The sequence below is a fragment of the Kitasatospora albolonga genome (genome assembly GCA_002082585.1).
Classification (GTDB): domain Bacteria; phylum Actinomycetota; class Actinomycetes; order Streptomycetales; family Streptomycetaceae; genus Streptomyces; species Streptomyces stephensoniae.
This window is the reverse complement of sequence record CP020563.1, coordinates 3700737-3726021: the sequence shown is the minus strand read 5'-3', so window position 1 is coordinate 3726021 and position 25285 is coordinate 3700737. Positions and strand designations below refer to the sequence as shown.

At 73.2% G+C, this 25285-nt stretch carries 24 protein-coding genes; 8 read left to right on the top strand and 16 right to left on the bottom strand.

The window, feature by feature from the left end; genetic code table 11:
- The first annotated feature begins 338 nt into the window (after window positions 1–338).
- The 5 genes from B7C62_16130 (at window position 339) to B7C62_16110 (ending at window position 5135) form a co-directional block, all read left to right on the top strand.
- Entirely contained in the window at window positions 339–2303 is a 1965-nt protein-coding gene (locus tag B7C62_16130; GenBank protein ARF73616.1) for an ATP-binding protein, read from the top strand.
- A 133-nt stretch (window positions 2304–2436) separates the two neighbouring features.
- Window positions 2437–2895: a dynein regulation protein LC7 gene (locus B7C62_16125; protein ID ARF73615.1), complete on the top strand. Its 459-nt coding sequence runs from the start codon at window positions 2437–2439 to the stop codon at window positions 2893–2895.
- On the top strand, window positions 2892–3248 hold the full coding sequence (locus tag B7C62_16120) for a hypothetical protein (protein ARF73614.1): 357 nt from the start codon (window positions 2892–2894) through the stop codon (window positions 3246–3248). The genes B7C62_16125 and B7C62_16120 overlap by 4 nt, the downstream gene beginning before the upstream one ends.
- Window positions 3229–3843 carry an ATP-binding protein gene (locus tag B7C62_16115; GenBank protein ARF73613.1) on the top strand — a complete coding sequence of 205 codons (615 nt, stop codon included), beginning with the start codon at window positions 3229–3231 and terminating at the stop codon, window positions 3841–3843. The genes B7C62_16120 and B7C62_16115 overlap by 20 nt, the downstream gene beginning before the upstream one ends.
- Entirely contained in the window at window positions 3840–5135 is a 1296-nt protein-coding gene (locus tag B7C62_16110) for a cytochrome (GenBank protein ARF73612.1), read from the top strand. Before B7C62_16115 ends, B7C62_16110 begins: the two co-directional genes overlap by 4 nt.
- Before the next feature lie 90 nt (window positions 5136–5225).
- On the opposite strand, the gene B7C62_16105 is transcribed toward B7C62_16110, so the two are convergent.
- On the bottom strand, window positions 5226–6479 hold the full coding sequence (locus B7C62_16105; protein ID ARF73611.1) for a cytochrome P450: 1254 nt from the start codon (window positions 6477–6479) through the stop codon (window positions 5226–5228).
- 183 nt (window positions 6480–6662) lie between these two features.
- Window positions 6663–7865 (bottom strand): LacI family transcriptional regulator, encoded by a 1203-nt coding sequence (locus tag B7C62_16100; protein ID ARF73610.1) that lies wholly within the window; start codon window positions 7863–7865, stop codon window positions 6663–6665.
- Between the two features lie 159 nt (window positions 7866–8024).
- On the opposite strand from B7C62_16100, the gene B7C62_16095 reads away from it, so the two are divergent.
- Both B7C62_16095 and B7C62_16090 read left to right on the top strand, forming a co-directional pair.
- Complete coding sequence (locus tag B7C62_16095; protein ARF73609.1) at window positions 8025–8969, top strand: hydrolase; 945 nt, start codon at window positions 8025–8027, stop codon at window positions 8967–8969.
- 125 nt (window positions 8970–9094) lie between these two features.
- Window positions 9095–10090, top strand: a complete 996-nt coding sequence (locus B7C62_16090; GenBank protein ID ARF73608.1) for an aldo/keto reductase — start codon at window positions 9095–9097, stop codon at window positions 10088–10090.
- A 161-nt stretch (window positions 10091–10251) separates the two neighbouring features.
- Here B7C62_16090 and B7C62_16085 read toward each other — a convergent pair whose 3' ends face one another.
- Window positions 10252–10908: a hypothetical protein gene (locus B7C62_16085; GenBank protein ARF73607.1), complete on the bottom strand. Its 657-nt coding sequence runs from the start codon at window positions 10906–10908 to the stop codon at window positions 10252–10254.
- A 119-nt stretch (window positions 10909–11027) separates the two neighbouring features.
- The gene (locus B7C62_16080; protein ARF73606.1) at window positions 11028–11375 is read right to left on the bottom strand and encodes a PadR family transcriptional regulator; all 348 of its coding nucleotides are present in this window, start codon (window positions 11373–11375) and stop codon (window positions 11028–11030) included.
- A gap of 102 nt (window positions 11376–11477) precedes the next feature.
- On the opposite strand from B7C62_16080, the gene B7C62_16075 reads away from it, so the two are divergent.
- Window positions 11478–11999: a hypothetical protein gene (locus tag B7C62_16075; protein ARF73605.1), complete on the top strand. Its 522-nt coding sequence runs from the start codon at window positions 11478–11480 to the stop codon at window positions 11997–11999.
- Between the two features lie 66 nt (window positions 12000–12065).
- Here B7C62_16075 and B7C62_16070 read toward each other — a convergent pair whose 3' ends face one another.
- The 12 genes from B7C62_16070 to B7C62_16015 form a co-directional block, all read right to left on the bottom strand.
- Window positions 12066–13346, bottom strand: coding sequence for an FMNH2-dependent monooxygenase (locus B7C62_16070; protein ID ARF73604.1), 1281 nt, complete (start codon window positions 13344–13346; stop codon window positions 12066–12068).
- On the bottom strand, window positions 13343–14794 hold the full coding sequence (locus tag B7C62_16065; GenBank protein ID ARF73603.1) for a F420-dependent methylene-tetrahydromethanopterin reductase: 1452 nt from the start codon (window positions 14792–14794) through the stop codon (window positions 13343–13345). The genes B7C62_16070 and B7C62_16065 overlap by 4 nt, the downstream gene beginning before the upstream one ends.
- A 120-nt stretch (window positions 14795–14914) precedes the next feature.
- Window positions 14915–15880: a fumarylacetoacetate (FAA) hydrolase gene (locus B7C62_16060; protein ARF73602.1), complete on the bottom strand. Its 966-nt coding sequence runs from the start codon at window positions 15878–15880 to the stop codon at window positions 14915–14917.
- A gap of 44 nt (window positions 15881–15924) precedes the next feature.
- Window positions 15925–17259 (bottom strand): aminotransferase, encoded by a 1335-nt coding sequence (locus B7C62_16055; GenBank protein ARF73601.1) that lies wholly within the window; start codon window positions 17257–17259, stop codon window positions 15925–15927.
- Between the two features lie 29 nt (window positions 17260–17288).
- On the bottom strand, window positions 17289–19196 hold the full coding sequence (locus tag B7C62_16050) for an acyl--CoA ligase (protein ID ARF77198.1): 1908 nt from the start codon (window positions 19194–19196) through the stop codon (window positions 17289–17291).
- Window positions 19197–19246: 50 nt separating this feature from the next.
- Window positions 19247–20407 carry a glutamate dehydrogenase gene (locus B7C62_16045; GenBank protein ARF73600.1) on the bottom strand — a complete coding sequence of 387 codons (1161 nt, stop codon included), beginning with the start codon at window positions 20405–20407 and terminating at the stop codon, window positions 19247–19249.
- Between the two features lie 52 nt (window positions 20408–20459).
- Entirely contained in the window at window positions 20460–21029 is a 570-nt protein-coding gene (locus B7C62_16040) for a GMP synthase (GenBank protein ID ARF73599.1), read from the bottom strand.
- Window positions 21026–21850 carry an acetylglutamate kinase gene (locus B7C62_16035; GenBank protein ARF73598.1) on the bottom strand — a complete coding sequence of 275 codons (825 nt, stop codon included), beginning with the start codon at window positions 21848–21850 and terminating at the stop codon, window positions 21026–21028. Before B7C62_16035 ends, B7C62_16040 begins: the two co-directional genes overlap by 4 nt.
- A complete protein-coding gene (locus B7C62_16030) occupies window positions 21847–22902 on the bottom strand; it encodes an N-acetyl-gamma-glutamyl-phosphate reductase (GenBank protein ID ARF73597.1) in 1056 nt (351 codons plus the stop codon). Before B7C62_16030 ends, B7C62_16035 begins: the two co-directional genes overlap by 4 nt.
- Window positions 22899–23762: a lysine biosynthetic enzyme LysX gene (locus B7C62_16025; protein ARF77197.1), complete on the bottom strand. Its 864-nt coding sequence runs from the start codon at window positions 23760–23762 to the stop codon at window positions 22899–22901. Before B7C62_16025 ends, B7C62_16030 begins: the two co-directional genes overlap by 4 nt.
- Window positions 23763–23808: 46 nt before the next feature.
- Entirely contained in the window at window positions 23809–23997 is a 189-nt protein-coding gene (locus B7C62_16020; protein ARF73596.1) for a lysine biosynthesis protein LysW, read from the bottom strand.
- Window positions 23998–24025: 28 nt separating this feature from the next.
- Window positions 24026–25180, bottom strand: a complete 1155-nt coding sequence (locus B7C62_16015; GenBank protein ID ARF73595.1) for an isopropylmalate synthase — start codon at window positions 25178–25180, stop codon at window positions 24026–24028.
- Window positions 25181–25285 lie beyond the last annotated feature (105 nt).

Below are 25285 nucleotides of genomic sequence, written 5' to 3'. Positions count from 1 at the left end.
GTGGGCAAAGGTGGCACACGTGAACGCCCGAACGTCCTGAACGCCTCCGTGCGGGCGGTGACCGGGGCTCCCCCGCCGTGTTCCGCGCCCGGTGCCGGTAGGAGCGGAATCTCTGCCCCCCGTATCACAACTCGCCCACAGCTCCGCTTGGTTCGCGACAAACTCGCCCTGCCACCGGACTGTTCCCCCGGCCCGCTGATTCCGTGCGACGGGATGGTTACGATGAGTTCGCCCCTGGTGGGGACGGGCTGTTCCCCCTCCCCTCGCGCCCCTTGCGAACCGCAACGCCCCAGGGAAGTCACGCACCTTCTGCTCGCTAGCACTGAGGGACCGCATAGATGTCACGGCCATTACCGCCCAGCCAGCCGCGACCGGGGAGCACTCCCAGCAGAGCGATATCGCCGGGCCTGGCCGCACTGCTGGTGACATACGCCGCCGCTGCGGGCGCCGCCGTGGTCCTGGCACCGCCGGAGGCGCGCGGCTGGGCCTCGGCCGTGGTCACCACCGCCTGGGCGGCGCTGGCCGCGACCCTGGTCGTCGCCCACCGCACCGTCCAGCGGACGCGGTTGCGGGCCGAGGCGCGGTCCGCCGAGACCGAGCGCGTCAAAGCCTCGGCGGCCCGTCTGGAGGCGGACGCCGCCCACTGTGCCGATATGACGCTGCCCCATCTGGTCGGGCTGATCCGGGAGGGGTGGGGCGCGGCCGACGCCCTCGGCCGGTTCCCCCTGCCGCAGAGCGCGCAGCAGCGGCGGCTCGTGGATGCCTTCGCCGGGGTGGTCGAGGAGGAGGTCCAGCACGCGGTGGCGGCGCGGGAGGAGTGCGCGCGGCTCCGGCAGGAGCTGGCCTCGGTGGCGTCCGAGCTGGAGCACTTCACCCACGAGACCCTGCCCACGGTGGTCACCCGGCTGCGGCAGGGAGACTCCGGCAGTACGGTGCGGGCGGAGGTCGCCCTGCCCGAGCGGCCCCCGCTGCGGGCCCCCGTCGAAGCGGTCGTCCGCGAGCTCGCCCTCAGCGAGCGCCGGGCCCTCGCGGCGCAGACCGCCTCGGCCAAGGCGCTCAGCCGGGTCCAGGCGAAGTCCGTCAGCATGCTCGCCGACCTGCGCACCATGCAGGAACGTCACGGCGAGGAGGTCTTCGGCGATCTGCTGAAGCTGGACCACAGCACCTCCCAGCTCGGCCTGATGACGGACCGGCTGGCGCTGCTGATGGGCGGCCGGCCCAGCCGCTCCTGGAACAAGCCGATCGTCATGGAGAGCATCCTGCGGGGCGCCGTCGGCCGGATCGCCGCCTACCGGCGGGTGCGGCTGCACTGCTCGTCCTCCGTCTCCATCTCGGGCTTCGCGGCCGAGGGCGTCATGCATCTGCTCGCCGAACTGATGGACAACGCCGCCAACTTCTCGCCGCCCATCGACGAGGTGCACGTCTACGTCGAGGAGCGCAGCGCGGGCATCGTCGTCACCATCGAGGACAGCGGGCTGAAGATGGCCGACGCGGCGATGCGCCGCGCCGCCGACTCCGTCGCGGGCCGGACGACCGACCTGGTGTCCTTGCAGGGGACCCGGCTCGGGCTGGCCGTGGTGGGGAGGATCGCCCTCAAGCACGACATCAGCGTCAACTACCGGCCCTCCTCCCGTGGCGGTACCGGTGTGGTCGTCCTGCTGCCCCGGCATCTGATCGCGCAGGAGGCCCGCGACCCGGCCCAGGCCCTGAACCACCTGTCCCCGGCGCCTGCGCCTGCTCCCGTCCCGGCGTCTGCTTCCGTCCCCGCGCCTGCGCCCACGCCCGCCCCGGCGCCTGCGCCCGCGCCTTTGCCCACAGCGGCGTACGAGGCCGGGCCCGCGCCTGTACCGTCGTCCGCGCCCGGGTTTCTGTCCGCGCCGCCGCCCGCGCCCGTATCCGCGTCCGAGGCCGGGCCTGCTCCCGTAACCGAGCCCGCTCCCGCCCCCACTCCCGTATCCGATCCCGTATCCGATCCCCGTCCCGCCCCCGCCCCCGTGTCCGTACCGATGCCCGCCGGGGAGACCGCCCCGTTCGCGCAGCCCGGGCCGGAGGTGGCCCGGCCGTCGGCGGGGGCCACGCCGAACGGTCTGCCCGTACGCCTGCCCGGCCGGACCATGGGCGAGGCCGAGCGGGGGTACGGCCGCCACCGTTCCCTTCCCGCCCCGGGGCAGGACCGGACGGCCGGCGCGGAGGACATGCGCGCCAAGCCGCCGGTACGCGGCGCCGCCGAGCAGTTCGGGGCCTTCCAGCGCGGGCGCCGGTCCGCGCCGCCCCTCCCTCCGCCGCCGCCCGCCGTTCCGTAGACCGGGGCGGGGTGGGGCGGGCCAGGCCCGTGCCCCGACCCCGTCCGTACGTACGCCCTCCGGCTCCCCGGACGCCACACCGTCCGCCCCGGACGCCCCCGCTCGACCTTCCGAGATTGGAGGTACGGGCCCGATGACCGGTCTCCCCGGTGCCCCGGGCCCGCCACCCGTCATGCAGACCACAGACAACAGCCTGACCTGGCTCCTCCAGCGGCTGCTGGAGCAGACCCCCGGCACCCGTCACGCCCTGGCCCTCTCACGGGACGGGCTGAAGCTCTGCTGGACCGAACACCTCACCCTCGACCAGGCCGACCAGCTCTCGGCGATCTGCTCGGGCATGCAGGCCCTCGCGCAGGGCGCCTCCATGGAGTTCGGCGACGGCACCGGAGGCGTCCGGCACTCCATGACCGAGTTCCACGGCGGGCTGCTCTTCATCGTCGAGGCGGGCGAGGGCGCCCACCTGGCCGTCGTCGCCACCGCCGAGGCCGACCCCAGCGTGGTGGGCCACCAGATGACGGAGCTGGTCGAGCAGATCGGTGAGCACCTGCGGGCCGCGCCACGGGCCGTGCCCCCGGGGAGCCCGGCGTCATGACGCGCCGCCCCGTCGACACGGGTGACCCCGACCGGCTCTACACGGTCACCGGCGGACGCAGCCGCGCGGACGACTCCTTCGACCTGGTCACCCTCGTGGTCAGCGAGTCCCGGCCGACGCCGGGGATGCAGTCGGAGCACGTGCAGATCCTCGAACTGTGCCGGCACCCGACAGCCGTGGTCGAGATCGCGGCGGAGCTCTCCCTGCCCGTCACCGTGGTCCGCATCCTGCTCGGCGACCTGCACGCCCTGGGCCGGATCACCGCCCGCCACCCGCGTACGGCGGACTCCCCCGCCGCGCTGCCCGACTCCGCCCTGCTGATGGAGGTGCTCCATGGTCTCCGGAGCCTATGAGGCGCCCACCCGGCGCCCACCGCTCACCGACACGGCCGACACCGGCCTGAAGATCGTCGTGGTCGGCGGGTTCGGGGTCGGCAAGACCACCCTGGTCCGCTCGGTGAGCGAGATCCGGCCGCTGAACACCGAAGAGGTGATGACGCAGGCCGGCGTCGGCGTCGACGAGATGCGGGGCGGTACCTCCAAGACGACCACCACGGTCGCGTTCGACTTCGGGCGCATCAGCCTCAACGAGAGCCTGGTGCTGTACCTGTTCGGCGCGCCGGGCCAGGAGCGCTTCTGGTTCCTGTGGGACCGCCTGTTCTCCGGGACGCTGGGCGCGGTGGTCCTCGTGGACACCCGCCGGATGGACGATTCCTGGTACGCGATCGACCGCCTCGAACACCACGGGACGCCGTTCGTGGTGGCGGTCAACCGGTTCGACGACGAGGCCGCGTACTCCCTCGACGAGATCCGCCAGGCCCTCGCGCTGCCCGGGCACGTTCCGATGGTCGACTGTGATGCCCGGGTCCGGCAGTCCAGCAAGGACGTGCTGATCACCCTCGTCGACCACCTCCGCACGATGGCCCTCGCCCGGGAGGCGACCCTGTGAGCACCGTCGGCCCTTCCTACGAGTCGCCCTCGGCTTCCCCGGCCCCCTCGGCCCCCTCTGGCTGCCCTGTCCGCTCCGGTGCGGCGGCGACGGCGGTGCGGCTGTCCGGGATGACGTACCAGCAGACGCCCATGGAGCTGTACCGCTCCCTGCGCGCCGAGCACGGCGCGGTGGCCCCCGTACTGCTGGACGGGGACGTTCCGGCCTGGCTGGTGCTCGGGTACGCCGAGGTGTCGTACGTCACCGGGCACGACGAGCTGTTCGCCCGGGACTCCCGCCGCTGGAACCAGTGGGACGCCATCCCGCCGGACTGGCCGCTGCTGCCGTTCGTCGGCCACCAGCCCTCGGTGCTCTTCACGGAGGGCGACGAGCACCGGCGGAGGGCCGGGGTGATCACCGAGGCGCTGGAGGGCGTGGACCAGTTCGAGCTGGCGCGCGACTGCCAGGTGATCGCCCGTCAGCTCATCGCGGAGTTCGCGGGGAGCGGCCGGACGGAGCTGATGAGCAGTTACGTCCACCTCCTGCCGATGCGGGCCGTGGTCCAGATGTGCGGAATGCCGGTGAAGGGCGAGGACACCCGGCGGCTGGTGGACGATCTGCGCACCTCCCTCGACGCCGAGGAGGGCGAGGACCCGGTGGCCGCGTACGTGCGCGTGGGCGACCGGCTGCGGCAGCTCGTCAAGGACAAGCGGGCGGCACCCGGACCCGACGTCACCTCCCGCATGGTGACGCACGGGGCGGGCCTCACGGACGAGGAGATCGTCCAGGACCTGATCTCGGTGATCGCCGCCGCGCAGCAGCCCACCGCGAACTGGATCTGCAACACGCTGCGGCTGCTGCTGACGGACGAACGGTTCGCGGTGAACGTCTCGGGCGGCAGGCTCAGCGTGGGCGAGGCGCTCAACGAGGTGCTGTGGCTGGACACCCCGACCCAGAACTTCATCGGACGCTGGGCCGTACGGGACACCCAGCTCGGCGGCCGGCACATCCGGGCCGGTGACTGCCTCGTCCTGGGGCTCGCGGCGGCCAACACCGACCCGCTGCTCTGGCCGGACGCGTACGTCGGTGCCGAGAACGCCGCGCACCTGTCGTTCAGCAGCGGCGAACACCGCTGCCCCTACCCGGCTCCGCTGCTGGCGGACGTGATGGCGCGTACGGCGGTGGAGACGCTGCTGGAGCACATGCCGGACGTGATGCTGGCGGTCGAGCCGTCGGAGCTGACCTGGCGCCCCTCGGTCTGGATGCGCGGGCTGGCGGAGCTGCCGGTCCGCTTCAGCCCGGTGGTGCAGTAGGCCGTCGGCGGGTGGTGCCATCGTGCCGTCGGCGGGTGGTGGGGAGGCTCGGCCTCCGGTGCACCCGCCGACGGCACGACGGCACCGCGATCAGTCGGACGCGCCGGATGTGGGGGACGCGGGGGGCACGGGGGTGAAGCGGAGCGGCAGGGTCTGCGGTCCCCGGGTGAAGACGCCGTGCTCGACCGGGTCGAAGCCGTCGGCCACCCGCAGGCCGGGCATGGCATCGAGCAGGTGGCCGACACCGATCTCGACCTCGGCCTTGGCCAGCAGGGCTCCGACGCAGAAGTGGCGGCCGAGTGCGAAGGCGAGATGGTCGGCCGCCGCCGAGAAGGCGGTCGTGGTGGTCAGGTCGGTGCGGAAGATGTCGAAGGAGTCGGGGTCGCGGTAGCGGTTCTCGTCGCGGTTGGCGGCGCCGATCAGGCAGGTGACGGTGGCCCCCGCCGGTACGGTGCCGCCGCTGAGCTCCACGTCCGTCGCCGCCTGCCGCATGATCATGTGGACCGGCGGGGTGTAGCGCAGGGTCTCGGCGAAGGCCCGGGGGATCAGCGTGCGGTCGGCGCGGACCGCCTCCAGTTGTTCGGGGTGGAGCAGCAGGTTGGCGAAGATGCTGGCGATCGCCTTGTCGGTGGTCTCGCCACCTGCGGCGAGCAACAGGCTGCAGAACGCCTTGATGTCCTCGTCGCTCATCCGCACACCGTCGATCTCGGCGGTGCATAACGTGGACAGCAGGTCGTCGCCCGGGTTCTTCCGCCGTTCCTGGATGATCGGCAGCATGTAAGCGGCAAACTCGACGCGCGTCCGTTCACCGGCCCGGGTGACCTCCGGATCGCCCGACAAATTGCCGAGAAAGGCGATGACGGTCGTGTACCAGCCATGGAATCGATCGTAGTCGGATGTGGCCAGACCCAGCATGTCCGCGATCACATTGACCGGGAAACGGCTTGCGTAGTCGGTGACCAGGTCGACGGAGCCGGTGGCGCGGAACCCGTCGATCAGCTCGCGTGAATTCCGTTCGATGACGGGGAGGAACTTCTCCCGCAGGTCGCTGCCGCGGAAGGCGGGGGCGACCAGGGCCCGGCGTACGGCGTGCTCACGCCCGCTGAGCTGGAGGATCGTCCGTCCGTGGACGGGCTCGATCTGCCAGTCGTAGTTCTCGGTGGTGAACTCGCCGTTCTTGTCCTTGAAGACGCGCTCGACATCTTCGTAGCGCGAGATCACATAGCTCTTGGTGGCCTCGTGCCACAGGAGGGGTGATGTGGCGCGCATCAGGCGGTACGCCGGATAGGGATTCGCCTCGAAATCGGGTGACAGGATGTCTGGCGCCTGGTGTGCTGTGGACATACACACTCCCTGAGGATTCCGTTTATTTGTCGGTTCTTCGGGCGGGCGATACCGTGTTCAGATTTTGATACGCCTGGAAGAATATGCCTTGCGCATTCCCGCCACAATGGGGCCCAGGGTGTCCGAGGAGTTGCCCGACGGTGCCCGGGGAGCGGGCCCGACGGGGCGGCATCTCGGGGAGTGTCAGGCGGTCGGTGCGGTGGAGGCCCTGGTCTCCAGCGCCCAGGCGTGGCGACGGACGGTGTCGGGGGCGGTGCGGCCCGCGAGGATGTCGCAGAGCAGCTCGGCGCAGGCGCGCCCGTACGCGGCCGGGCGCAGGTCCACCGCCGTCACGGGCGGCCCGGCGGTGCGGGTGGCGGCGCCGTCCACGCAGGAGGCTACGAGGAGGGGGGCGGCGGTGGTGGTGGTGCGGGGTGCGGGGGCGCCGGTCGTACGGGCTGTGGCGGCTGTGGTGTCTGTGACGGCCGTGGTGTCCGTGGGGCCCGTGGTGTTCGTGACGGCCGTGGTGCCGACCGTACGAGCTGGGCCGACCGTGCGGCCCAGCGTGGCCGCCGCCCGCAGGACGCCCGGGGCCGCGCCGTCCGGGGCGCAGATCACCGCGTCCACCGCCGGGTCACTGCGCAGCAGGGCCAGCGTGGTCTCCTCCGCCTCGCCCGGCGTCGCGGCGAACGGCACGGTGCGCAGGGTCACGTCCACCCCGCGGGCCCGGCCCCAGGAGGCTGCCGTGGCGCGCAGGGCGGTGGCCCAGGCGGAGGTGCCCGCGGGGGCGAGGACGGCGGGGCGGCGGGCGCCGCGTTCGGTCACATGGTCCAGGAGCGCGGTCAGCGAGGCGGCGTTGTCGCAGATCACGGCACCGCTGGGGGCGGCGGCGGGGCCGAGGTAGCGCTCGCCGGTCACGACCGGAACGCCCGCGTCCAGCAGCCCCGGTACGGCGCTGTCGCCCACCTCGGGGTCGATCACGAGCAGCCCGTCGACCCGCGAGGCGACCGGCCCGCTCGTACCGCCCGAGGCGCTCGAAGCGCCCGCGCCGCCCGATGTGCCCGCGCGGCCGGGGCCCGAAGCGCCCGGGAGGCTCGCCGGGGCCAGCAGCATGACGTCGAAACCCTCCTCCTGGGCGCGTGCGACGGCCCCGAAGGCGAGGTTCATGTAGTAGTCCAGCCGGGTCGCGGTCTGCGGCAGGTGCAGCCCGATGGCTCCGGTGCTGGAGCGGCGCAGCCGCCGGGCCGCGCTGTTGGGCCGGTAGCCGAGCTCCTCCGCCACCGCGCGGACCCGGTCCCGGGTGGCCTCCGCGACGCGCCCCGAGCCCTGGAGGGCGTCGGACGCGGTGCTCTTGGAGACCCCGGCGGCGCGGGCTACGTCGAGCAGGGTCACGGTCCGGGGGGTCACGGGGGTGAAGTCTAGACGTTCGGGGAGGCGCGGGCCGGGGGGTTGCCGGAACGTTCCGGCAGAGTTAGATTCGGACGTGCCGGAACGTTCCGGCACTCCCGTTCTCGGCCTCAGCCACCACCCCTCCTCCGCCCCACACCCCGCCCCCTGGAACTGGTCATGCGTCTGATCACCGCGTACAACCCGCCCGCCTCCCCCACCCGGACCCGCCCCGCCGAGCGCGCCCCCCTGCGCGTCGCGGCCGTCCAGCAGCGGTGGCACCGCGATCCCGCCGAGCACCGCGCCGCCCTGCTGGAGGGCATCCGCCTCGCCGCCGCCGAAGGGGCGCGGGTGGTCTGTCTCCAGGAGCTCACGCTCTCGCCGTACTTCGCCGTCGTCCGCCGCGCCGACCACCCCGCCCCGGCCGAGCCGGAGGAACTGCTGACCGGCCCCACCTTCACGTTCGCCGCCGAGGCCGCCCGCGAGCACGGCGTGTACGTCCACGCCTCCCTGTACGAGAAGGCCCCCGCGCCCGGCGGCGAGGACGACGGCCTCGGCTACAACACCGCGATCCTCGTCGCCCCCGACGGCACCCTCGCCCAGCGCACCCGCAAGACCCACATCCCGGTCACGGAGGGGTACTACGAGGACGACTGGTTCCGGGCCGGTCCGGCGGGCGACGACGCGTTCCCGCTGGTCACGGTGGACGAGGCCCGGTTCGGCCTGCCGACCTGCTGGGACCAGTGGTTCCCCGAGCTGGCCCGCGCCTACTCGCTCGCCGGGGCCGACGTCCTCGTCTACCCGACCGCCATCGGCTCCGAGCCCGGCTTCCCCGGCTTCGACTCCCAGCCGCTCTGGCAGAAGGTGATCACCGGCAACGCCATCGCCAACGCCACCTTCATGGTGGTCCCGAACCGCATCGGTGCCGAGAACGGCCTCACCTTCTACGGCAGTTCCTTCATCGTCGACCCGTACGGCCGTGTCCTCGCCCAGGCCCCGCGCGACGAGCCCGCCGTCCTGGTCGCGGACCTCGATCTGGACGCCCGCCGCGACTGGCTGGAGCTGTTCCCGTTCCTGACCACCCGCCGCCCGGACGCGTACGGTCCGCTCGCCGCGACGGAGTGACCCGGGGGCTGCCCCCAGGACCCGGCCCCCAGGAGGCCCGCAGCCTCGGGGGCCGGCGCGCGTCAGAGGGAATCGGCGGGGAAACCCCATGGTCCGGGGGGTCGTTGGGCGGAGATCATTCGTACATGACTTCCGCCACGACCTCCGAAAGTCCCGCGAGCACCACCCGCACCGACACCACTGGAACCGGCACCGACAGCACCACCGGCACCGGCACCATCACCGCGGCCGTGTCCGGCCGCTGGACCCTGGGCGATCTGCCGGTCAACCGCATCGGCTTCGGCACGATGCGGCTGCCGCAGACCGGCCCCGCGCTCGTGGCCGATGCCGTCTCCCGCGACCGCGCCGCCGCCCTGGCCGTGCTGCGCCGGGCCGTCGAGCTGGGCGTGAACCACATCGACACGGCGGCCTTCTACTTCTCCCCGCTGCGCTCCGCCAACGAGCTGATCAACAGCGCCCTCGCTCCGTACGCGGACGACCTCGTGATCACCACCAAGGTCGGCCCGGCCCGGGACCGGGCGGGGGAGTGGGCGGAGCACGCCCGCACGCCCTCCGCACTGCGCGCCCAGGTCGAGGAGAACCTGCGCCAGCTCGGCCGCGACCACCTCGACGTGGTGAACCTGAGGGTCGTCGGTACGGAGTCGATAGCCGAGCGCTTCGGTGCTCTGGCCGACCTGCGTGAGGCCGGGCTCATCCGCCATCTGGGCCTCTCCAACGTCACCCCCGCCCACCTCGCCGAGGCCCGGGCCATCGCCCCGGTGGTCTGCGTGCAGAACCGGTACGGGATCGGGGTGCGGCCCGAGGACGACGCGTTCGTGCGGGAGTGCGGGGAGCAGGGGATCGCGTTCGTGCCGTTCTACGCGATAGCCGCGGCCGGTGCGGAGGCCGGCGCGACGGCGGCCGAGCCCGCCGAGGTGCTGGCCGTCGCGGAGGCCCACGGGGCGAGCCCGGCGCAGATCCGGCTGGCGTGGGCCCTGCACCAGGGTCCGCATGTGCTGGCCATCCCCGGCACCGGCGACCTCGGCCATCTCGCCGCCAACGTGGCCGCCGGAGCCCGGCGGCTCTCCGAGGACGAGCTGACGCTCCTGGACGGCCTGCACCGGAGCGCCACGACCGGCTGATCTCCCGGTGCTCGCCGCTGCGGGGCCTGGCTGATCTCCCGGTGCTCGCCGTTGCGCGGCCCGGCTGATCCCCCGAATCCTTACGGTTGGGGGCCCGGCTGATCGTCGTTGTTACGGGGACACGCGCGACGGGCCGGTCGGCCCCGCCCCGGTTGCGGGCCCTACAGGGTGACGGGCTCTCCCGACGGCAGTCGTGCACAGCGGCGGCAGGCGCGGGCCGAGCCGGCGACGAGGGCGTGGGAGGCGGCGGCCAGCGCGCAGGCGGCCGCTGTCAGGGGCCAGTTCTCGGCGAGGACCGACGCGGTGGCGAGGGCCAGGGTGGCCACGGCCATGGAGACGCTCGCGGTGGTGCCGGTCCAGGCGACGGTGAGGGGCAGCCGGTGCGGGACGGGGAGGTGCCGGGCCAGGGTGCCGGTGGCGGCCAGGGTGGCCGCGGCCAGGAGGACCGCCGCACCGGCGACCGTGGCCAGGTTGGTCGCGAGCAGGTGCGCGGTGCGGGGCACCGCCGCGTCCTGCGGACCGCCGAGTTGCTGCACCAGGAACCAGCACGCGAGCAGGAAGGGGGCGCTGAGGGCGACGGCGCGGGCGGTGTGCCGGGCCTGGGCGATGGTCAGTTCGCGCTGGAAGCTCTCGGCCAGCTCCCGGGCCGAGCCGAACTCCGCCACCGCCCGCCGGACCGCCCGCTCGTACGGCTCGCCTGCGCGCGTGTGGGCCGCCACGGTCTCCGTGAGCCCGTCGCGGGCCTCCTCGATCAGGCGGGACTTCGCCCGGGCGGGTCCGCGCAGGAGGGCGTCCAGCTCGCTGATGTACTCCTCCACGGGGTCACTGCCACGGGCACCGGCATCTCCGCCGTCACGGCCGCCGTCCCGCTCATGGAGAGGGGCGCCGCCACGGCCGTCACCACCGGCACGGCCCTCGTGCGGAAGGCTGCCCGTCGTCATGCGCCCTGCCCGTGCGGGTGCGGGGCGACCGGGTTGAGGACCGAGCCGATCGCGGCGGTGAAGTCCTGCCAGGCCGTGCGTTCGTCCGCCAGGAAGCGCGCGCCCGCCTCCGTCAACGCGTAACAGCGGCGCTTGCGTTGGCCCTCCGACTCCCAGGTGCTGCGCAGCAGGCCGAGCCGCTCCAGCCGGTTCAGCGCCGGGTAGATGGTGCCGGTCCGCAGTTCGAGCGCACCGCCGCTGCGCTGCTGGACCGCGGTGATGATCGCGTACCCGTGCAGCGGGGCCGGTTCGAGCACCGCCAGGAGGAGACCGTCCAGGTGTCCGCGTACCGCATCCTGTCTCATGTGTAGGCAGCCTACCTAAAGGGGCCCGGGCGTGCTATCCCTGAGTCGTCGGCCTATATGTTGGCAGCCAATCCATTGGCAGAAAATCCAGAAGGGGTCCCTGTGACCAAGCTGCTGCTCTCGCTGCACGTTCTGGCGTCGATCCTCGCGGTCGGGCCGGTCACGGTCGCGGCCTCGATGTTTCCCCGCTACGCCAAGCCGCCCGCGCCCGGTGGCGAGGGCCCGCACGACCACGACCTGCGCACGGCGGCCTTCCTGCACAGGCTCTGCCGGGGGTACGCGGTGGTCGGCATCGCCGTCCCCGTCCTCGGCCTCGCCACCGGGGCGCAGATGGGGGTGCTGGGCGATGCCTGGCTGCTCGTGTCGATCGTGCTGACGACCATCGCCGCCGCCGTGCTGATGGCCATGGTCCTGCCCGGCCAGCGCGAGCTGCTGGGAGAAGAAGAGAGGGAAGGGGAAGGCGAGGGCTCCGGCGGTACGGGGGTGGGCGCGGGCGTTCTCACGGTGGCCGAGCGGCGGTCGGCGGCGGCCCGGCTCGCCATGACCACCGGGATATTCAACCTGCTCTGGGCGACGGTCGTCGTGCTGATGATCGTCCGCCCGGGGTCGACGACGGGGGCCTGACGGGGCTGATGAGCCTGGTGGGCCCGGCGGTCGAGCGCCAGGCCCACCAGGTCCGTGCCCGGCCGTTCAGCCCGCCGCCGCGTAGCGGCTGGCCGGGCGGGCCAGGCCCAGGTGGCCGCGCAGGGTGGTGGATGCGTACGCCGTACGGAACACCCCGCGCCGTTGCAGCTCCGGGACCAGGCCCCGGGTGATCGCCGTGAGGTCGTGCGGGAGGACGGCCGGGCGGAGGCGGAAGCCGTCCAGACCGGTGGAGCGCCAGTCGAGGAGGAGGTCGGCCAGTTCGGCGGGGGTGCCGGTGAAGATCTCGGCGTCGGAGGCGAGTTCGGCTCCGGCCGCCTCGTCCAGGCGGGCCTTGCGGCGGGCGGCGGCGCCCGGTTCGTCGTCCAGGAAGACGATGAGGTCGGCGAAGGTGCGCAGGGGGCGGTCCGTCACGTCCCGGCCGGTGCGCTCCACCGCCTCGGCGACCTGGGCGAGAATCGCCGCCGTGCCCGCCCGGTCGTGCGGGGTGATGGCGACGACATCGGAGCCGAGCGCGGCGAACTCGTACGGGACGGTGGCGTGCGCGAGGCTCACCACCGGCGGCTGGCCCTGGGGGGTGCGCGGGGTGATCGAGGGGCCCTTCACACTGAAGTTGCTGCCCTGGAAGTCGATGTGGTGGACCTTGTCGCGGTCCAGGAAGCGGCCCGTCGCCGCGTCCCGTATCTCCGCTCCGTCCTCCCAGCTGTCCCAGAGCCGCCGTGCTGCCTCCACCACCTCGGCGCCCTCCGTGAAGAGCGCGCGCAGCGGCTGGGAGATCAGCTCCGAGTCGCCCACCTCGTCCTCGGTGAGCTGGGGGGTGGTGCGGCGGCCGAAGTGGGCCGAGTCGGAGGCGCGGGACGCTATCTGCGGGCGCCAGCCGGCCCGGCCCTTGCTCGCGTGGTCGAGGGTGGCGATGCCGATGGCGAGGTGGAACGGTTCGGTGTGGGTGATGTTGGTGGTCGGCACCAGGCCGATGTGCGTGGTGAGCGGGGCGAGGTGGGCGGCGAGCAGTACCGCGTCGATGCTGCCCCTGACCTGGTCGGTGCGGTCGTCGGGGAGGTGGAAGGCGGCGGACTGGAGGCCGAGGGCGTCCTCGAAGGTGACGAAGTCGAGCAGACCGCGTTCGGCCTCGGCGACCAGGTCGGCCCAGTAGGGGGCGTCGAGCAGTTCGCCGGGCCGGGCGCCCGTCTCGCGCCAGGCCGCCGGGTGCCAGCCCGCGCCGTCCAGCGCCACGGCCAGATGGAGCGGGGCGGTGAGGTCGGGGGCGGTCTCTTCCGGGGTGCCGGTCGTGCCGGTCGCGCCGTTCGGGGCGCCCTTCGTGCCGGTCATGCGGAGGTCTCCTTGTCGTCGCGCACGGACTGGTCACGCACGGTGTGATCGCGGCCGGGCTGGTCGTGTCCGGTGCGCAGAGGCTGGCCGGGGCCGCCCCAGCCGGCCGGGCGGGGCGCGGCGGACAGGCCCAGGTGGTCCCGGAGCGTGGTGCCGGTGTAGTCGTCGCGGTGGACGCCCTTCTCCTGGAGGATCGGCACCACCCGGTCCACGAAGTCGTCCAGCCCGCCGGGCGTGAGGTGGGGGACGAGGACGAAGCCGTCGGCGCCCTCGCTCTGTACATAGTCGTCGATGGCGTCCGCGACCGTCTGCGGGCTGCCGACGAACGTCTGGCGCCCGCCGACCTCGATGACCAGCTCCCGGATGGAGAGGTTCCGCTCCTCCGCGAGCTTGCGCCACTGCCGGGCCGTCTCCGCCCGGCCCTTGCGGAAGACGGAGTGCCCCTTCAGGAAGTGGGCGTCGTCCTCGGGCTCGATGTCGGGGAGCGGCCCGTCCGGGTCGTACGCGGAGAGGTCGCGGCCCCAGACCGCCTCCAGGTGGGCGATCGCGGTCTGCGGGCTGACCAGCTCGCGGCTGATCTCCTCCGCGTACGCTGCCGCCTCCTCGTCGGTGTCCGCCACGACCGCGTTGGCGGTGGGGAGGATCAGCAGGTCGTCGGGGCTGCGCCCGTACGCGGCCAGGCGGCGCTTCACGTCCCGGTAGAACTCCCGGGCCACGTCGATCCGGTTGTGCTTGCTGAAGATGACCTCGGCGTCGGACGCGGCGAACTCCCGGCCCGCGTCGGACTCCCCGGACTGGATGATCACCGGGTGCCCCTGCGGGCCGGGCGGGGTGGTGAACCGGCCCGCTATGTCGAAGTGCTGCCCCCGGTGGGCGAAGCGGCCGGCCCCGGCGGCGACGAACTCACCCGTCGCCGCGTTGGCCTTGATGTCCCCCTCTCCCCAGCTGTCCCACAACTCCCGTGCCGCCGTGAGGAATTCGGCGGCCCGGGTGTAGCGGTCGGCCTCCGGGAGGAAGCCGCCCCGGCGGAAGTTCTCCCCGGTGAACGCGTCGTAGCTGGTCACCACGTTCCAGGCGGCCCGTCCGCCGCTGAGCCGGTCCAGGGTGGCGAACCGGCGCGCCACCTCGTACGGCTCGTTGAAGGTGGCGTTGACCGTGGCGGCGAGGCCCAGGTGCGTGGTGACGGCGGCCAGGGCGCTCAGCACGGTCAGGTTCTCCGGGCGCCCCGCGATGTCCAGGTCGTAGACCTGCCCCTTGTGCTCGCGCAGCCGCAGCCCCTCGGCGAGGAAGAAGAAGTCGAACTTCCCGCGCTCGATGGTCTGCGCGAGCCGGACGAAGGAGTCGATGGCTATCTGGCTCTCGGAGCGCGGGTCCGACCAGACGGTCACGTTGTGGATGCCGGGCAGCTGGGCTGCGAGATGCACCTGTTTCTTGGTGGTGGCGGGCACGGTGCGGTCTCCTCCTGCGAAGTCCGGCAGTGGTGGATGGGGGGTGGCGGTGTGACCTACCGAGCGTGCCTGGGCGGGGTGGTGTCTGCCCAGGTCAACCCGGTCTGTTTCATGAGGAGTTCATGCCGTGGTGACAGGAGCCGTCGCGGCGGGGGCCGGGGCGGCCGGGGGTGTGGTGGACGGGGCGGGGGAGACGTACCGCACCCGGTTCTCGAAGGCGACCCCGTGGCTCTTCACGTCGATGGCGATCCGGTCCCCGTCGGCGATCCGGAACCCGTCGTGGAAGCTCGCCTCGTCGGCACCCAGGAGTACGTAGTTGACCAGCCCCGGCCGCCGTACCGCCGGGAAGGTGAACAGGTGGTCCGCCATGTCCCGCACCCGGTAGTACAGGGCGTCGTCGCCGCAGTCGAACGGGCCCTCCCAGGCCGTCGCCCCGTCCCGGACGATGGTGACCCGGCCGGTCACCGTGCGCGGCGGCGGGCCGAGGAAGAGCCACGGGGTGAGGGCGGTGTCGCACAGCTTGCAGTACGGGTTGTAGCCCGGGTCCTGGCGGTGCAGGCCGATGTCGCACAGGTCGTTGCCGAAGGTGTAACCGGCGTAGTGCGGGGTGCCGTCGGCGTCGTTCACGTAGACGAGGGCGACCTCCGGCTCCTCGATGAGGGCGACCGGGCGGGCGGGCACGTTCAGGTCCTCGCCAGGCAGCCGCACCCAGTCGCCGAACCCCTTGAAGAACCACTTGGGCGGGGTGAACTCCCCGTCCTCCGGGGCCGTTTCGCCGCCCCACTTCTTCTTGTGCGTGCCCATGAAACCGCTCAGCAGGGCGTTGCCGGTGGCCTGCGGAAGGAGCGGCGGCAGCAGGCGCAGCCCCGGGTCCCCGGCCGGGACGGTGACGGTCGCCGCCCCCTCGGTGAGCGCGGCCCGCAGCGCCTCCTCCGATCCGTCGGTGGCGATGAAGGCGGCGGCGACCTGTCCGTCCGCCACCCGGTACAGGGTCTGCTCGGTGCCCTCCTCGGGGCGGCCGAAGCCGACGTGGCGTTCGCCGTTGTAGAGGGCCTCGAAGAGGACGGGCAGGTGGGAGTGGGACATCGGTGGCTCCTTCGTTCGTCGTTACGTCGGTGAATCGGGTGAGATCAGGGGTGCGGGGCGAGAGCGGCGGGGGCCCGCGCCCCAGCCAGGTCGGCCAGGACCTCGCCGACCCGGTCGACCGACTCCCGTATCCACGGCAGGGCGAGCGGGTCCGCCGCCTCCAGCGCCGCCGTGCGCCGAACGTCGGTCCCGCCGTAGAAGTGGCTGGTCGCCGCCCGGATGCGCAGTGGGCGGCCGGGCTCCCCGAACGCGCTCGCGGGCAGGACGCCGACCCCGTACCGCTCCGAGAACAGCGCGGCCAGACCGTCGCCGTCGTGCACGCCGTGCGCGGCCGCCAGGTGCTCCCGCAGGGGCTCGAAGTCCGGGTAGAGGTAGCAGGTCGCCGCGACGGGGGCGAGCTCCGCGCCCACGGCGGTGAAGCGGGCGGCGACCGCGCGCACCACCTTCTCGTGCAGCCGCCGGCTCGCCGCGACGCGCTCGACGACCTCCGGCGGCTCCCCGAACGCGTACGCCGCCGCCGTCTGCACCGGAGCGGGCGGGCTCGACCAGATCTGGCTGGCGACCGCGACCAGCCGGGTGTGCAGGGCGCGCCCCGGCGCGCTGTCGGGCAGCCGGGCCACCCCCGTACGCCAGCCGCCGAGCGCCAGGTTCTTGGTCAGACCGGTGGTGACGACGGTCCGCTCCGGCGCGTGCAGGGCCGGGGACACGGCCGGGTCGGAGCCCGCGTACACCAGGTCGCCGTAGATCTCGTCGGAGACGATGACGAGGTCCAGTTCGCGGGCCGCCGCCGCCAGCCGCCGTACGGTGGCGGCCGAGGCGACCGTGCCGGTCGGGTTGTCCGGCACGGTCACGACCACGGCCCGGGGGTTCTGCCCGGCGGCCCGCGCGTCGGCGACCGCCTCCCGCAGCCGGTCCGGATCGGGCACCCCGCCCTGCCCCGGCAGGATCGGTACGGGGACGGGCCGCGCCCCCGCCAGCCGGGCCTGGGCCGCGTAGCTCACCCAGCTCGGCACCGGCACGATCACGTCCCCGCCGATGGCCAGGAGCACGGCGAAGAGAAGCGACTTGCTCCCCGGGCCCGCCACGACGAGCCCCGGGTCGACGGCCAGCCCGCGCCGCTCCCAGTACCCGGCAACGGCCGTACGGAGGGCGGGACTTCCGGCGACGGAGCCGTACGCGTTCTCACCGGCCGCTGCCGCGAGCCGGTCCCTGAGCGCGGGGAGGACGGGCAGGCCGATCTCCCCGCTGGCCATCGACAGGACCCGCTCCCCGGCCCGCCGCCGCCGGGCCAGAGCCTCATCGGCGGCGAGGGTCGCCGACATGGGGACGGGGGCGGGGGCGGGTGCCGAAGGCGGCGAGGTGGGCGGGGGTTCGGGCATGACGGCTCCAGGGCTGGGGGTGGGTGGGATCAGGTGGAGGCGGTCGTCGGCGCGTACCGTTCCCGCAGCTCCGCCTTGCGGACTTTTCCGGTCAGCGTTTTCGGGAGGGCGGGGACGAGCTCCACCCGGTCGGGCAGGAAGCGGGCGTCGTGGCCCGCCTCCGTGACCCGGGCGCGGACCTCGTCGAGCGTGGGGCCCTCCCCGCCGCGCGGGACCACGACGGCGACAATCAACTCGCCCTCCCCGCCCAGCGGTTCCAGCCCCACCAGCGCGGCCTCGGTCGCCTTCGGGTGGCTGCCGATCACCGCCTCCAGCTCGGTCATCGGCGCCACCTGCCCGTCCCGCAGGACAGCGTCCCGGGCCCGGCCGATGATGCGGATGCCACCCCGGCCGTCGTCCCGGGCGAGGTCGCCCGTGTCGAACCAGCCGTCCTCGTCCAGCTCGGCCGCGAACGCCTCGGGGCGCCGGTGGTACCCGAGCGCGAGGGACGCGCCGCGCACCTTCAGCCGGCCGACCGTGCCCGTGGCCCCCGCGCCCCCGTTCCCGTACGCACCCTCGCCCGCGCCCCCGCTCCCGTACGCCTCCGAGGTCTCGATCCGGGTCTCCATGGCCTCGATCGCGCGGCCGTTGCTCCGCGCCGCCCACCCCTCCGGGTCCTCGGGCCGGGTGGTGGTCACGGGGCCGTTCTCCGACATGCCCCAGAGCGAGTGGGCGCGGGCGCCCAGCGTCTCGTGGACCTCGTCGGCCAGCTCCTGGAGCACCGGCGCCGAGCCGATCACCACATGGAGCAGCGTGCTGGTGTCCCGCCGCTCGGCCCGCTGGGAGGCGGCCACATCGGCGAGCGTGGCGGGCGGCCCGTACAGGAGGGTCGCGCCGTACCGCTCCACCAGGTCGAGCAGCGCCTCGTTGCGGCGTACGTCCTGGAAGGCGACGGTCCCGCCCAGCATCACCCCGGCCAGGACGCCCTGCGCGAACCCGGAGTAGTGGACGAGCGGCGTGGAGACGGCCGCCACCCAGTCCTGGCCCTTCCCGCCGTCCTTGCCGTCACCCGCCCCGAACGCGTCGACGTACCCGCGTACGGCCGAGTGGACCGTGTTCTGGCTGTGCAGCACCCCCTTGGACGGGCCCGTGGTGCCGGAGGTGAACAGCACCACGAACGGATCGTCCGCGCCGAGCGCCAGCCCGTCCAGCCGGATGGCGGCGCCCTCGTGCTCCTCCCGCTCCTCGGCCACGAAGTGCTCGTGGAAGGGGAGCGCGCCGGTCGGCGGCCGGGGGGCGTCGACCACCAACACATGTTCCAGGGTGGGAAGTTCGTCCTTGAGGCGGGTGGCGATCTCCGCCAGTGGGGTGCCTGACCACTCCGGGAGGGTGACACACACCCGGGCCCCGGTGAGGCCGAGGCGGTGGCGCAGCTCCTCCTCCGTGCAGATGGGCGAGATCGGGATGATGACCGCGCCGACCCGGATCGAGGCGAAGATCAGCGGCACCATCTCCCAGCGGTTGGGCAGCTGGACGGCGACGAAGTCGCCCCGGCGCACGTCCAGTTCGAGCAGGGCCAGCGCGAACCGGTCGGTCAGCCGGTCCAGTTCGGCGTAGGTGAGGGTGTCCGTACGGGACTCCGCCACGCGTCGGCCCGCGATGGCCAGGTGGTGGGGGCGCTCCTGCGCCTGGCGGCGCAGGTCGTCGAGGAAGGTCTCCGACCGCCACCAGCCGCGACGGCGGTACTCGGCGGCACGCCCCGCCGGGACGGACGCGGTCGCCTCCGCCGGGACGGACGCGGTCGCCTCCGCCGGGACAGACGCGGTTGTCCCCTCTGCGGCAGACGCGGTCGCCCCTGGCGGGACAGACGCGGTCGCCCCCGCTGGGACAGACGCGGTTGTCCCCTCTGCGGCAGACGCGGTCGCCTCCGCCGGGACAGGCGCGCTCGCCCCCTCCACGGCAGACACCGTCGCCCCCTCCGGGACCGGCCGCTCCCTCGCCGCCGTGCTCATCCGCGCTCCTTCCGGCGGGCCGCGAGCAGCTCCGGCAGCGGGTCGCCCGCGCGGGAGGCCGCGATCTCCAGCAGGTCACGGGTGTTGTGCCGGACCCGAGCGCCGACCCAGTCGAAGACCCACGCCTTACGGGCCTCTGCCGCCAGGTCGAACGGGACGACCCGGGTGACGGCCAGGGCGGCGGAGGCCGCGCCGCCGATGTTGGCGATCACGCCCGGGACCAGGGCGGCCCCGGAGGCGGCGACCTTCTCCTTGGCCGCCGCGCTGGAGGCGAGGTTGGCGCCCTCCACCACCAGGCCGGCCCGCAGGCGGTGGGCGTTCTCGGCGTTGATCGCGTACTTCTGCGCGGCCAGGATCAGGATGTCGGCGTCCACGTCGAGCCAGGCGTCCGGTTCGGCGGAGACCTTCACGTCCTGCGGCAGCCGGGTGCGGTCGATCGCCCCGAACTGGTCGGTGATGGCGACGAGTTCGGCCACCGGCAGCCGGTCCGCGCTGATCGTGCCCCGGATGTCCGCGATGCCGACGACGATATGGCCCCGGTCCTCCAGGAACCGCGCCACCGCCCGGCCCACCGCGCCGAAGCCCTGCACGACGACCCGGGCCGGTTCGGTGCGGCCGCTCGCCTCCAGGGCGGTGATCGCGGCGACCCCGACCCCGTGGCCGGTGGCGTCGATCAGGGGCTCGTAGTACGTACGCCAGTCGATCGGCATGTCGGGGGCGCCGAGCCGGTAGCGGGGGTCGTACTTCGCCTCCTCGAAGAAGACGGCCCGGTCGGCGGGGGTGACGCCCATGTCGATGCCCAGGTGGATGCCGCCGTGCAGGAGCGGCTTCACCGTGCGGCCGAAGGTGCGGAAGGTCTCCTCGCGCGCCGCGCCCCCGGAGTTCGTGGCGTCGGCCACGATCCCGGCCTTGGCGCCGCCGATCCGCAACCCGGCCAGGGTGAACTTCTCGGTCATGTCCCGGGCCAGGCCCGCGACTTCCTCCTCGCTCACCCCGGTGGTCATCCGGGTGCCGCCCATCGCCAGGCCGTCGACGAGCGTGTCGATGACCACCCAGCCCTTGATGGCGCCGCCGCTGCCGTTGAGGTGGACGGTGAGGGCGGGGTCCTGCGGTTCTTCCGGCACTGCTGCTGCTTCTGCTGCTCCTGCTGCGCTCATGGCGAAGTCCTTGTTCTGTACGAAGACGGAGGGCGGTGGAAGGGGGCCCGGGTCACTGGTAGAGCTGCGCGAAGCCCCGCAGGATCTCCAGGCCGTCCTTCCGGAACTCCAGGTGGGCCTGAGCGCCGTGGATACGGCCGTCGTCCGAGCGCAGGAACTCCACGGGCGCGTGCTCGGAGCGGCCGATCGTGCGGTAGCCCGGCGGGGCCTCCTGGAGGTAGAGGGTGTGCCGGTGGAAGACGGTTACCGTCGGCTTCACGTAGGTGAAGAGCGGCTCCTCCGTGTCCACCTGGGCTTCGTAGCCGCCGACCCGCTGCGGCCCCTCGGCGAGCCGGCCGCCGGCCGCGACGCCGAGGATCTGCATCCCGCCGCAGATACCGAAGACCGGCACGTCGGCGGTGGTGACCAGGTCGATCAGCGGCTTGTAGAACGTGCTGTCGTACGCGCGCACCTTGGTGCCGCTCAGCACGATGGCCTGGTAGCGGCCGTTCAGCCGGGCAGGGACGGAGGCCGCGTCGACCGTCTCCGTGTCCGACCCCAATGTGTCGAACCGGGCCCGTAGTTGCTTGAGCGACAGCGTTCCGTTGTTGACGACCAGTACGCGGGATCGGGATCTGCTCATGCGCTCGCTCCTTCCCCGGAGGCGTGTGCGTCGGTGATCAACGTGCCTGTCGTGCCGTTCAGCAGCTCCGTGACGGCGGCGCTGCCGATGACGACCCGCTCGACACCGCGCTCCAGCGCCTCGCCCGCCGCCCGCAGCTTCTTGCGCATACCGCCCCGCGCCCCCTTGTCGCGGAAGGCGGCGGCCTCCCGGGCGCTGATCCGGCTCACCGGGTGGCCGTCGATCAGCAGGTGGGCGACATCGGTGACCAGGACGAGATCGGATGCGCCGGTGGCCCCGGCGATCGCGGCGGCGGCCCGGTCGGCGTCGGTGTTGACCTCCCGGCCCGCCGCGTTCCGGGCCAGCGGGGTGACCAGATAGGCGTGGCCCGGCTGGAGGTTCTTCAGCGGGGCCGGGTCGACGCCGGTGATCGGGCCGACGAGGTTCTCCAGCTCGACAAGCTGCTTCTCCCGCCACCACCAGCGCTCACCCTCGCCCGCGCTGACCAGCCCGTCGCTGCCGAGCAGCCGCTCGGCGGTGATACCGCGCCGCTCCAGCCGCCCGAGGACGTCCTCGGCCAGCACGGCGCTGACGGTCTTGATGTCGTCGATGACCTCGGGGGTGGTCCACCGGCTCTGGTTGCCGTACCGGTCGCGCAGGATCGCCGACGGTTCGCTGTAGCGGGCGTCGAGCTTCTTCAGCGGCTTGGACCAGCCGTGCACGAGAACCAGGGGGCTGTCCTGGCCGTGCCGGGCCAGGTCGTCCCACCAGCTGCCGTCGAGGTCGTCCAGGCAGCTGCCGCCGAGCTTGACCACCGTAGGAGTGGAAGGCGATGCGCTCATGCGGGCATCACCGGCTGCTGCGTCAGCCCCGTCTCCTCCGGCAGGCCGAAGCGCAGGTTCGTCACCTGCACGGCCTGCCCCGCCGCCCCCTTGACCAGGTTGTCGAGTGCGGCGAGCACGACGATCCGCCCGCCCTCCTCGTCCAACAGGACCGTCACATCGGCGTAGTTGGAGCCGAGGACCACCTGCGGGTCGGGCACCGGGATCAGCGTTTCGTTGTGCCGCCGCACCCGGACGAACGGGCGCCCCTTGTAGAAGCGCAGATAGGCCCGGTTCAGCTCGCGCTGGTCCACCTTCTCGTCGGTGAACACGTACGAACTGGTCAGCAGACCGCGTACGTTGGGGACGCCGTACGCCGACATGGACAGGTTCCCGATGGTGCCGGGCTTGCTCCGCTCCAGGAAGTCCCCGACCTCGGCGGCGTGCCGGTGCCCGGTCGGGGAGTACGGGGCGATGGCCCCGGCCCGGAACGGGTGCAGGTCCGAGGTGCGCAGCTGGATGCCCCCGCCGCTGGACCCGCTCTTGCCGTCCACGACGACCGTCTTCAGGTCGAGCCCGAGGCCGAGGGTGAGCGGGGCCAGGCCCAGGGTGATCGCGGTGGCGTAGCAGCCGGGCAGCGAGATGAGGGCCGCGTCCTTCAGCTGGTCGCCGATCAACTCCGGTACGCCGTAGACGAATCGGTCGGCCAGGTCGGTGCGCCGTCTGACCTTCGGGTACCAGCGGTCGTGCAGCTCCGGCGTACGGATGCGGAACGCTCCGCTGAGGTCCACGATCGCCGGAACGCGGTCGGCGAACAGCGAGGACAGCTCGGCCGAGACCGGCGCCGGGGTGGCCAGGAAGAGGACGTCGACCTTCTCCGCGACCTCCTCGGTGACCGGCTGCACGGTCAGGCCCCGGTCGTTGCGGAGGCCGGGGTGCAGCTCGGAGGGGCGGCGGCCGGCGCTGGAGGAGCCGCCGAGGAACGTCAGCTCCAGGTCGGGGTGTTGGGTGATGAGGCGGATGAGTTCGCCGCCGGCGAGCCCGGAGGCACCGACGACTCCTGCGCGGATCATGCGAGCAGCTCCTGCACATAGCGGCCGATGGCCGAGGGGATGTCCGCCCCGGTGGCGGAGGCCACCGCCCGGAAGCCGGGGGCGTGGTTGACCTCGTTGACGACGTAGCCGTCCGGGGTGGCGAAGAGGTCGATCCCGTAGATCCCGGGCCCGAGGACGTCCACCACACCGTCGACGATCTTGACGACGTCGGGGTCGTGGGCGATGGCGCGGTTCTTGTTGCCGAGGGCCGCGTTGTTGCGCCAGTCGCTGCCGCCGCTCTCGAACTCCGCCGCTCCGACGAGCTCCCGCCCGACCACCAGGCACCGCACCGAGCTGCCGCCGAGGTACGGCTCCACCAGGCTCGCCTGCTCGAAGGCGTGGGCCAGATCCTCGACGTAGTCGTACACGGAGTGCGCGGTGTCGGCGTGCCGGATCAGCGTGACCCGCTTGCCCATCCCGCCGAAGACCGGCTTGAGGACGAGGGGGAGCGGCAGATCGGCCAGGGCCTTGGCGAAGTCCTTGCGGGAGAGGACGAGCCGGTGGTCGGGGACCGGCACGCCCGCCGTCTGCAACAGGGCGCGCAGAGCGGCCTTGTTCTCGCAGGCGTGGATGGCGCGGGCGGTGTTGAGCGTGGGGACACCGGCCGCCTCGGCGAGGGTGGCGATCAGCCCGCCCCGGGTGTAGCTGCGGCTGCGGACGAGGAGGGTGTCGTACCCCTTGATCGCGGGGGCGTCTGGGTGGCCGAGGGAGAGGGACTCGTCGTTGACCCAGTCGATCCGGAGGCCGAACGCCGGGGCCGCCTCGATGAGCAGGCGTTCCTCCCAGGCGATCCGGTCCGCGACGAGCCCGACGGAGGCGACGGGCGTGCCGGAAGCCACGGGCGTGCCGGAAGCGATGGGCGCACCGGGGCGGGGAGCGCCCATCTCACTGGCCCCAGTCGCGCAGCTGCACCTCGACCATCTCCAGCGTCAGCCGGCCGTCCTCGACGGCCTCGACGCGGAGGGTCAGGATGCACTCGGGGCAGGAGAGGGTCTCGCCCAGGGTGACCGGGGGGACGGTCAGGTCGGTCTCGCACTCGGGGCATACGCCGGTCAGGGTGGTGGCGGTGGACATCGTGAACTCCGTTGAGAGGTGGGGTGGGTTACGCCGGTACGGGGCGGAAGTCGGCGGCGGCCTCGCGGATCGTGTCCCGGTCCAGCAGCGGGCGGCCGTCCCGCTCCTGCCGCTCGGCCAGCCACGCGGTGAAGGCGTCCACGTCGACGGCCGGCCCCGCATCGTCCAGGGCCCAGCGGACCAGGGCGGTGGTGAGGCGGCTGCGGACGCGCAACTCGCGCCGGTTGCCGACGAGTTCGGCGGGGAGTGTCTCGTACGCGTGCGGGTGGCTCAGCTGGCCCGGCAGCTCGTAGGCGAAGGCGTGCGGGGTGGTCGGCCCGGACTGGAAGGCGTCCCCGAGACCGGCACCGCTCAGGGCGATCCGGGAGAGCTCGGTGAGGTGCGTGAGGTCGAAGCGGGTGTCGCCGTGGATGACGCGCAGCGCGGTGAGCAGCTCGGCCAGCGGGGCGTTGCCGCCGCGCTCACCGATGCCGCCGACGGTCGCGGAGATCCACTGGGCGCCCGCCCGCACGGCGGCCAGGGAGTTGGCGACGGCCAGGCCCAGCATGTTGTGCGAGTGGATCTCGATCTCGGAGCCGTCGATCGCGGTGAGGTCCGCGATCACCTCCTGCATCTGCCAGGGCGAGAGGTACGCGACCGTCTCCGCGAGCCGGAACCGGTCGGCCCCCGCCGCGAACCCCGCCTCCACATAGGGGACGAGCCGCTCCTTGGGCGTACGGGCGCCGTCCTCACCGCTGAACGTGACGTGGAAGCCGCGCTCCTTCGCCTGCTGGATAGCCGAACGGGCCAGCGCCTGGAGGAACTTGGGGCTCGCCGAGTCCAGCTTCAGCTGGGCGTGCTGCTCGGAGGTGGGGATCGAGTACATGATGTGGCGCACGCCCAGCCGCTCGGCCTCGTCCAGCGCGCGGGCGACCTGACGGCGGTCGCGCACGACGAGGAGCGTCATGCTGCGCTCGGGGCCGACGGCCTCGTGGGTGGCGAGGACGAGGTCGGCGTCCTTGGAGTCCGGGCCGGAGACCATGCCCACCTCGACGAGCTCGACGCCCGTGCGCACCAGCAGGTCCGCGATGGCGGCGGCGTCCTGCGGGCCGAATTCGACGCCCGCCATGTGCGCGGAGTCCCGGAGCGTCGCGTCCGATATCCGGGGCGGTCTCTCCAGTTTCTCGGGGCCTTCTGCTGTCATTTCCGCTGCTCCTCCGGTCTCTGGGTCTTCTTTCGGAAAGGGCCTGCATTTCGCTGATCCATATCCTTCGCCGCCCGGCCGGGGGAGGGCAATATCTGCGGTGTC

Coding starts and splice junctions, on each gene's coding strand:
- B7C62_16130 (ARF73616.1), top strand. CDS start 339: ATGTCACGGCCATTACCGCCCAGCCAGCCGCGACCGGGGAGCACTCCC.
- B7C62_16125 (ARF73615.1), top strand. CDS start 2,437: ATGACCGGTCTCCCCGGTGCCCCGGGCCCGCCACCCGTCATGCAGACC.
- B7C62_16120 (ARF73614.1), top strand. CDS start 2,892: ATGACGCGCCGCCCCGTCGACACGGGTGACCCCGACCGGCTCTACACG.
- B7C62_16115 (ARF73613.1), top strand. CDS start 3,229: ATGGTCTCCGGAGCCTATGAGGCGCCCACCCGGCGCCCACCGCTCACC.
- B7C62_16105 (ARF73611.1), bottom strand. CDS start 6,479: ATGTCCACAGCACACCAGGCGCCAGACATCCTGTCACCCGATTTCGAG.
- B7C62_16095 (ARF73609.1), top strand. CDS start 8,025: ATGCGTCTGATCACCGCGTACAACCCGCCCGCCTCCCCCACCCGGACC.
- B7C62_16090 (ARF73608.1), top strand. CDS start 9,095: ATGACTTCCGCCACGACCTCCGAAAGTCCCGCGAGCACCACCCGCACC.
- B7C62_16080 (ARF73606.1), bottom strand. CDS start 11,375: ATGAGACAGGATGCGGTACGCGGACACCTGGACGGTCTCCTCCTGGCG.
- B7C62_16070 (ARF73604.1), bottom strand. CDS start 13,346: ATGACCGGCACGAAGGGCGCCCCGAACGGCGCGACCGGCACGACCGGC.
- B7C62_16060 (ARF73602.1), bottom strand. CDS start 15,880: ATGTCCCACTCCCACCTGCCCGTCCTCTTCGAGGCCCTCTACAACGGC.
- B7C62_16055 (ARF73601.1), bottom strand. CDS start 17,259: ATGCCCGAACCCCCGCCCACCTCGCCGCCTTCGGCACCCGCCCCCGCC.
- B7C62_16045 (ARF73600.1), bottom strand. CDS start 20,407: ATGAGCGCAGCAGGAGCAGCAGAAGCAGCAGCAGTGCCGGAAGAACCG.
- B7C62_16040 (ARF73599.1), bottom strand. CDS start 21,029: ATGAGCAGATCCCGATCCCGCGTACTGGTCGTCAACAACGGAACGCTG.
- B7C62_16035 (ARF73598.1), bottom strand. CDS start 21,850: ATGAGCGCATCGCCTTCCACTCCTACGGTGGTCAAGCTCGGCGGCAGC.
- B7C62_16030 (ARF73597.1), bottom strand. CDS start 22,902: ATGATCCGCGCAGGAGTCGTCGGTGCCTCCGGGCTCGCCGGCGGCGAA.
- B7C62_16020 (ARF73596.1), bottom strand. CDS start 23,997: ATGTCCACCGCCACCACCCTGACCGGCGTATGCCCCGAGTGCGAGACC.
- B7C62_16015 (ARF73595.1), bottom strand. CDS start 25,180: ATGACAGCAGAAGGCCCCGAGAAACTGGAGAGACCGCCCCGGATATCG.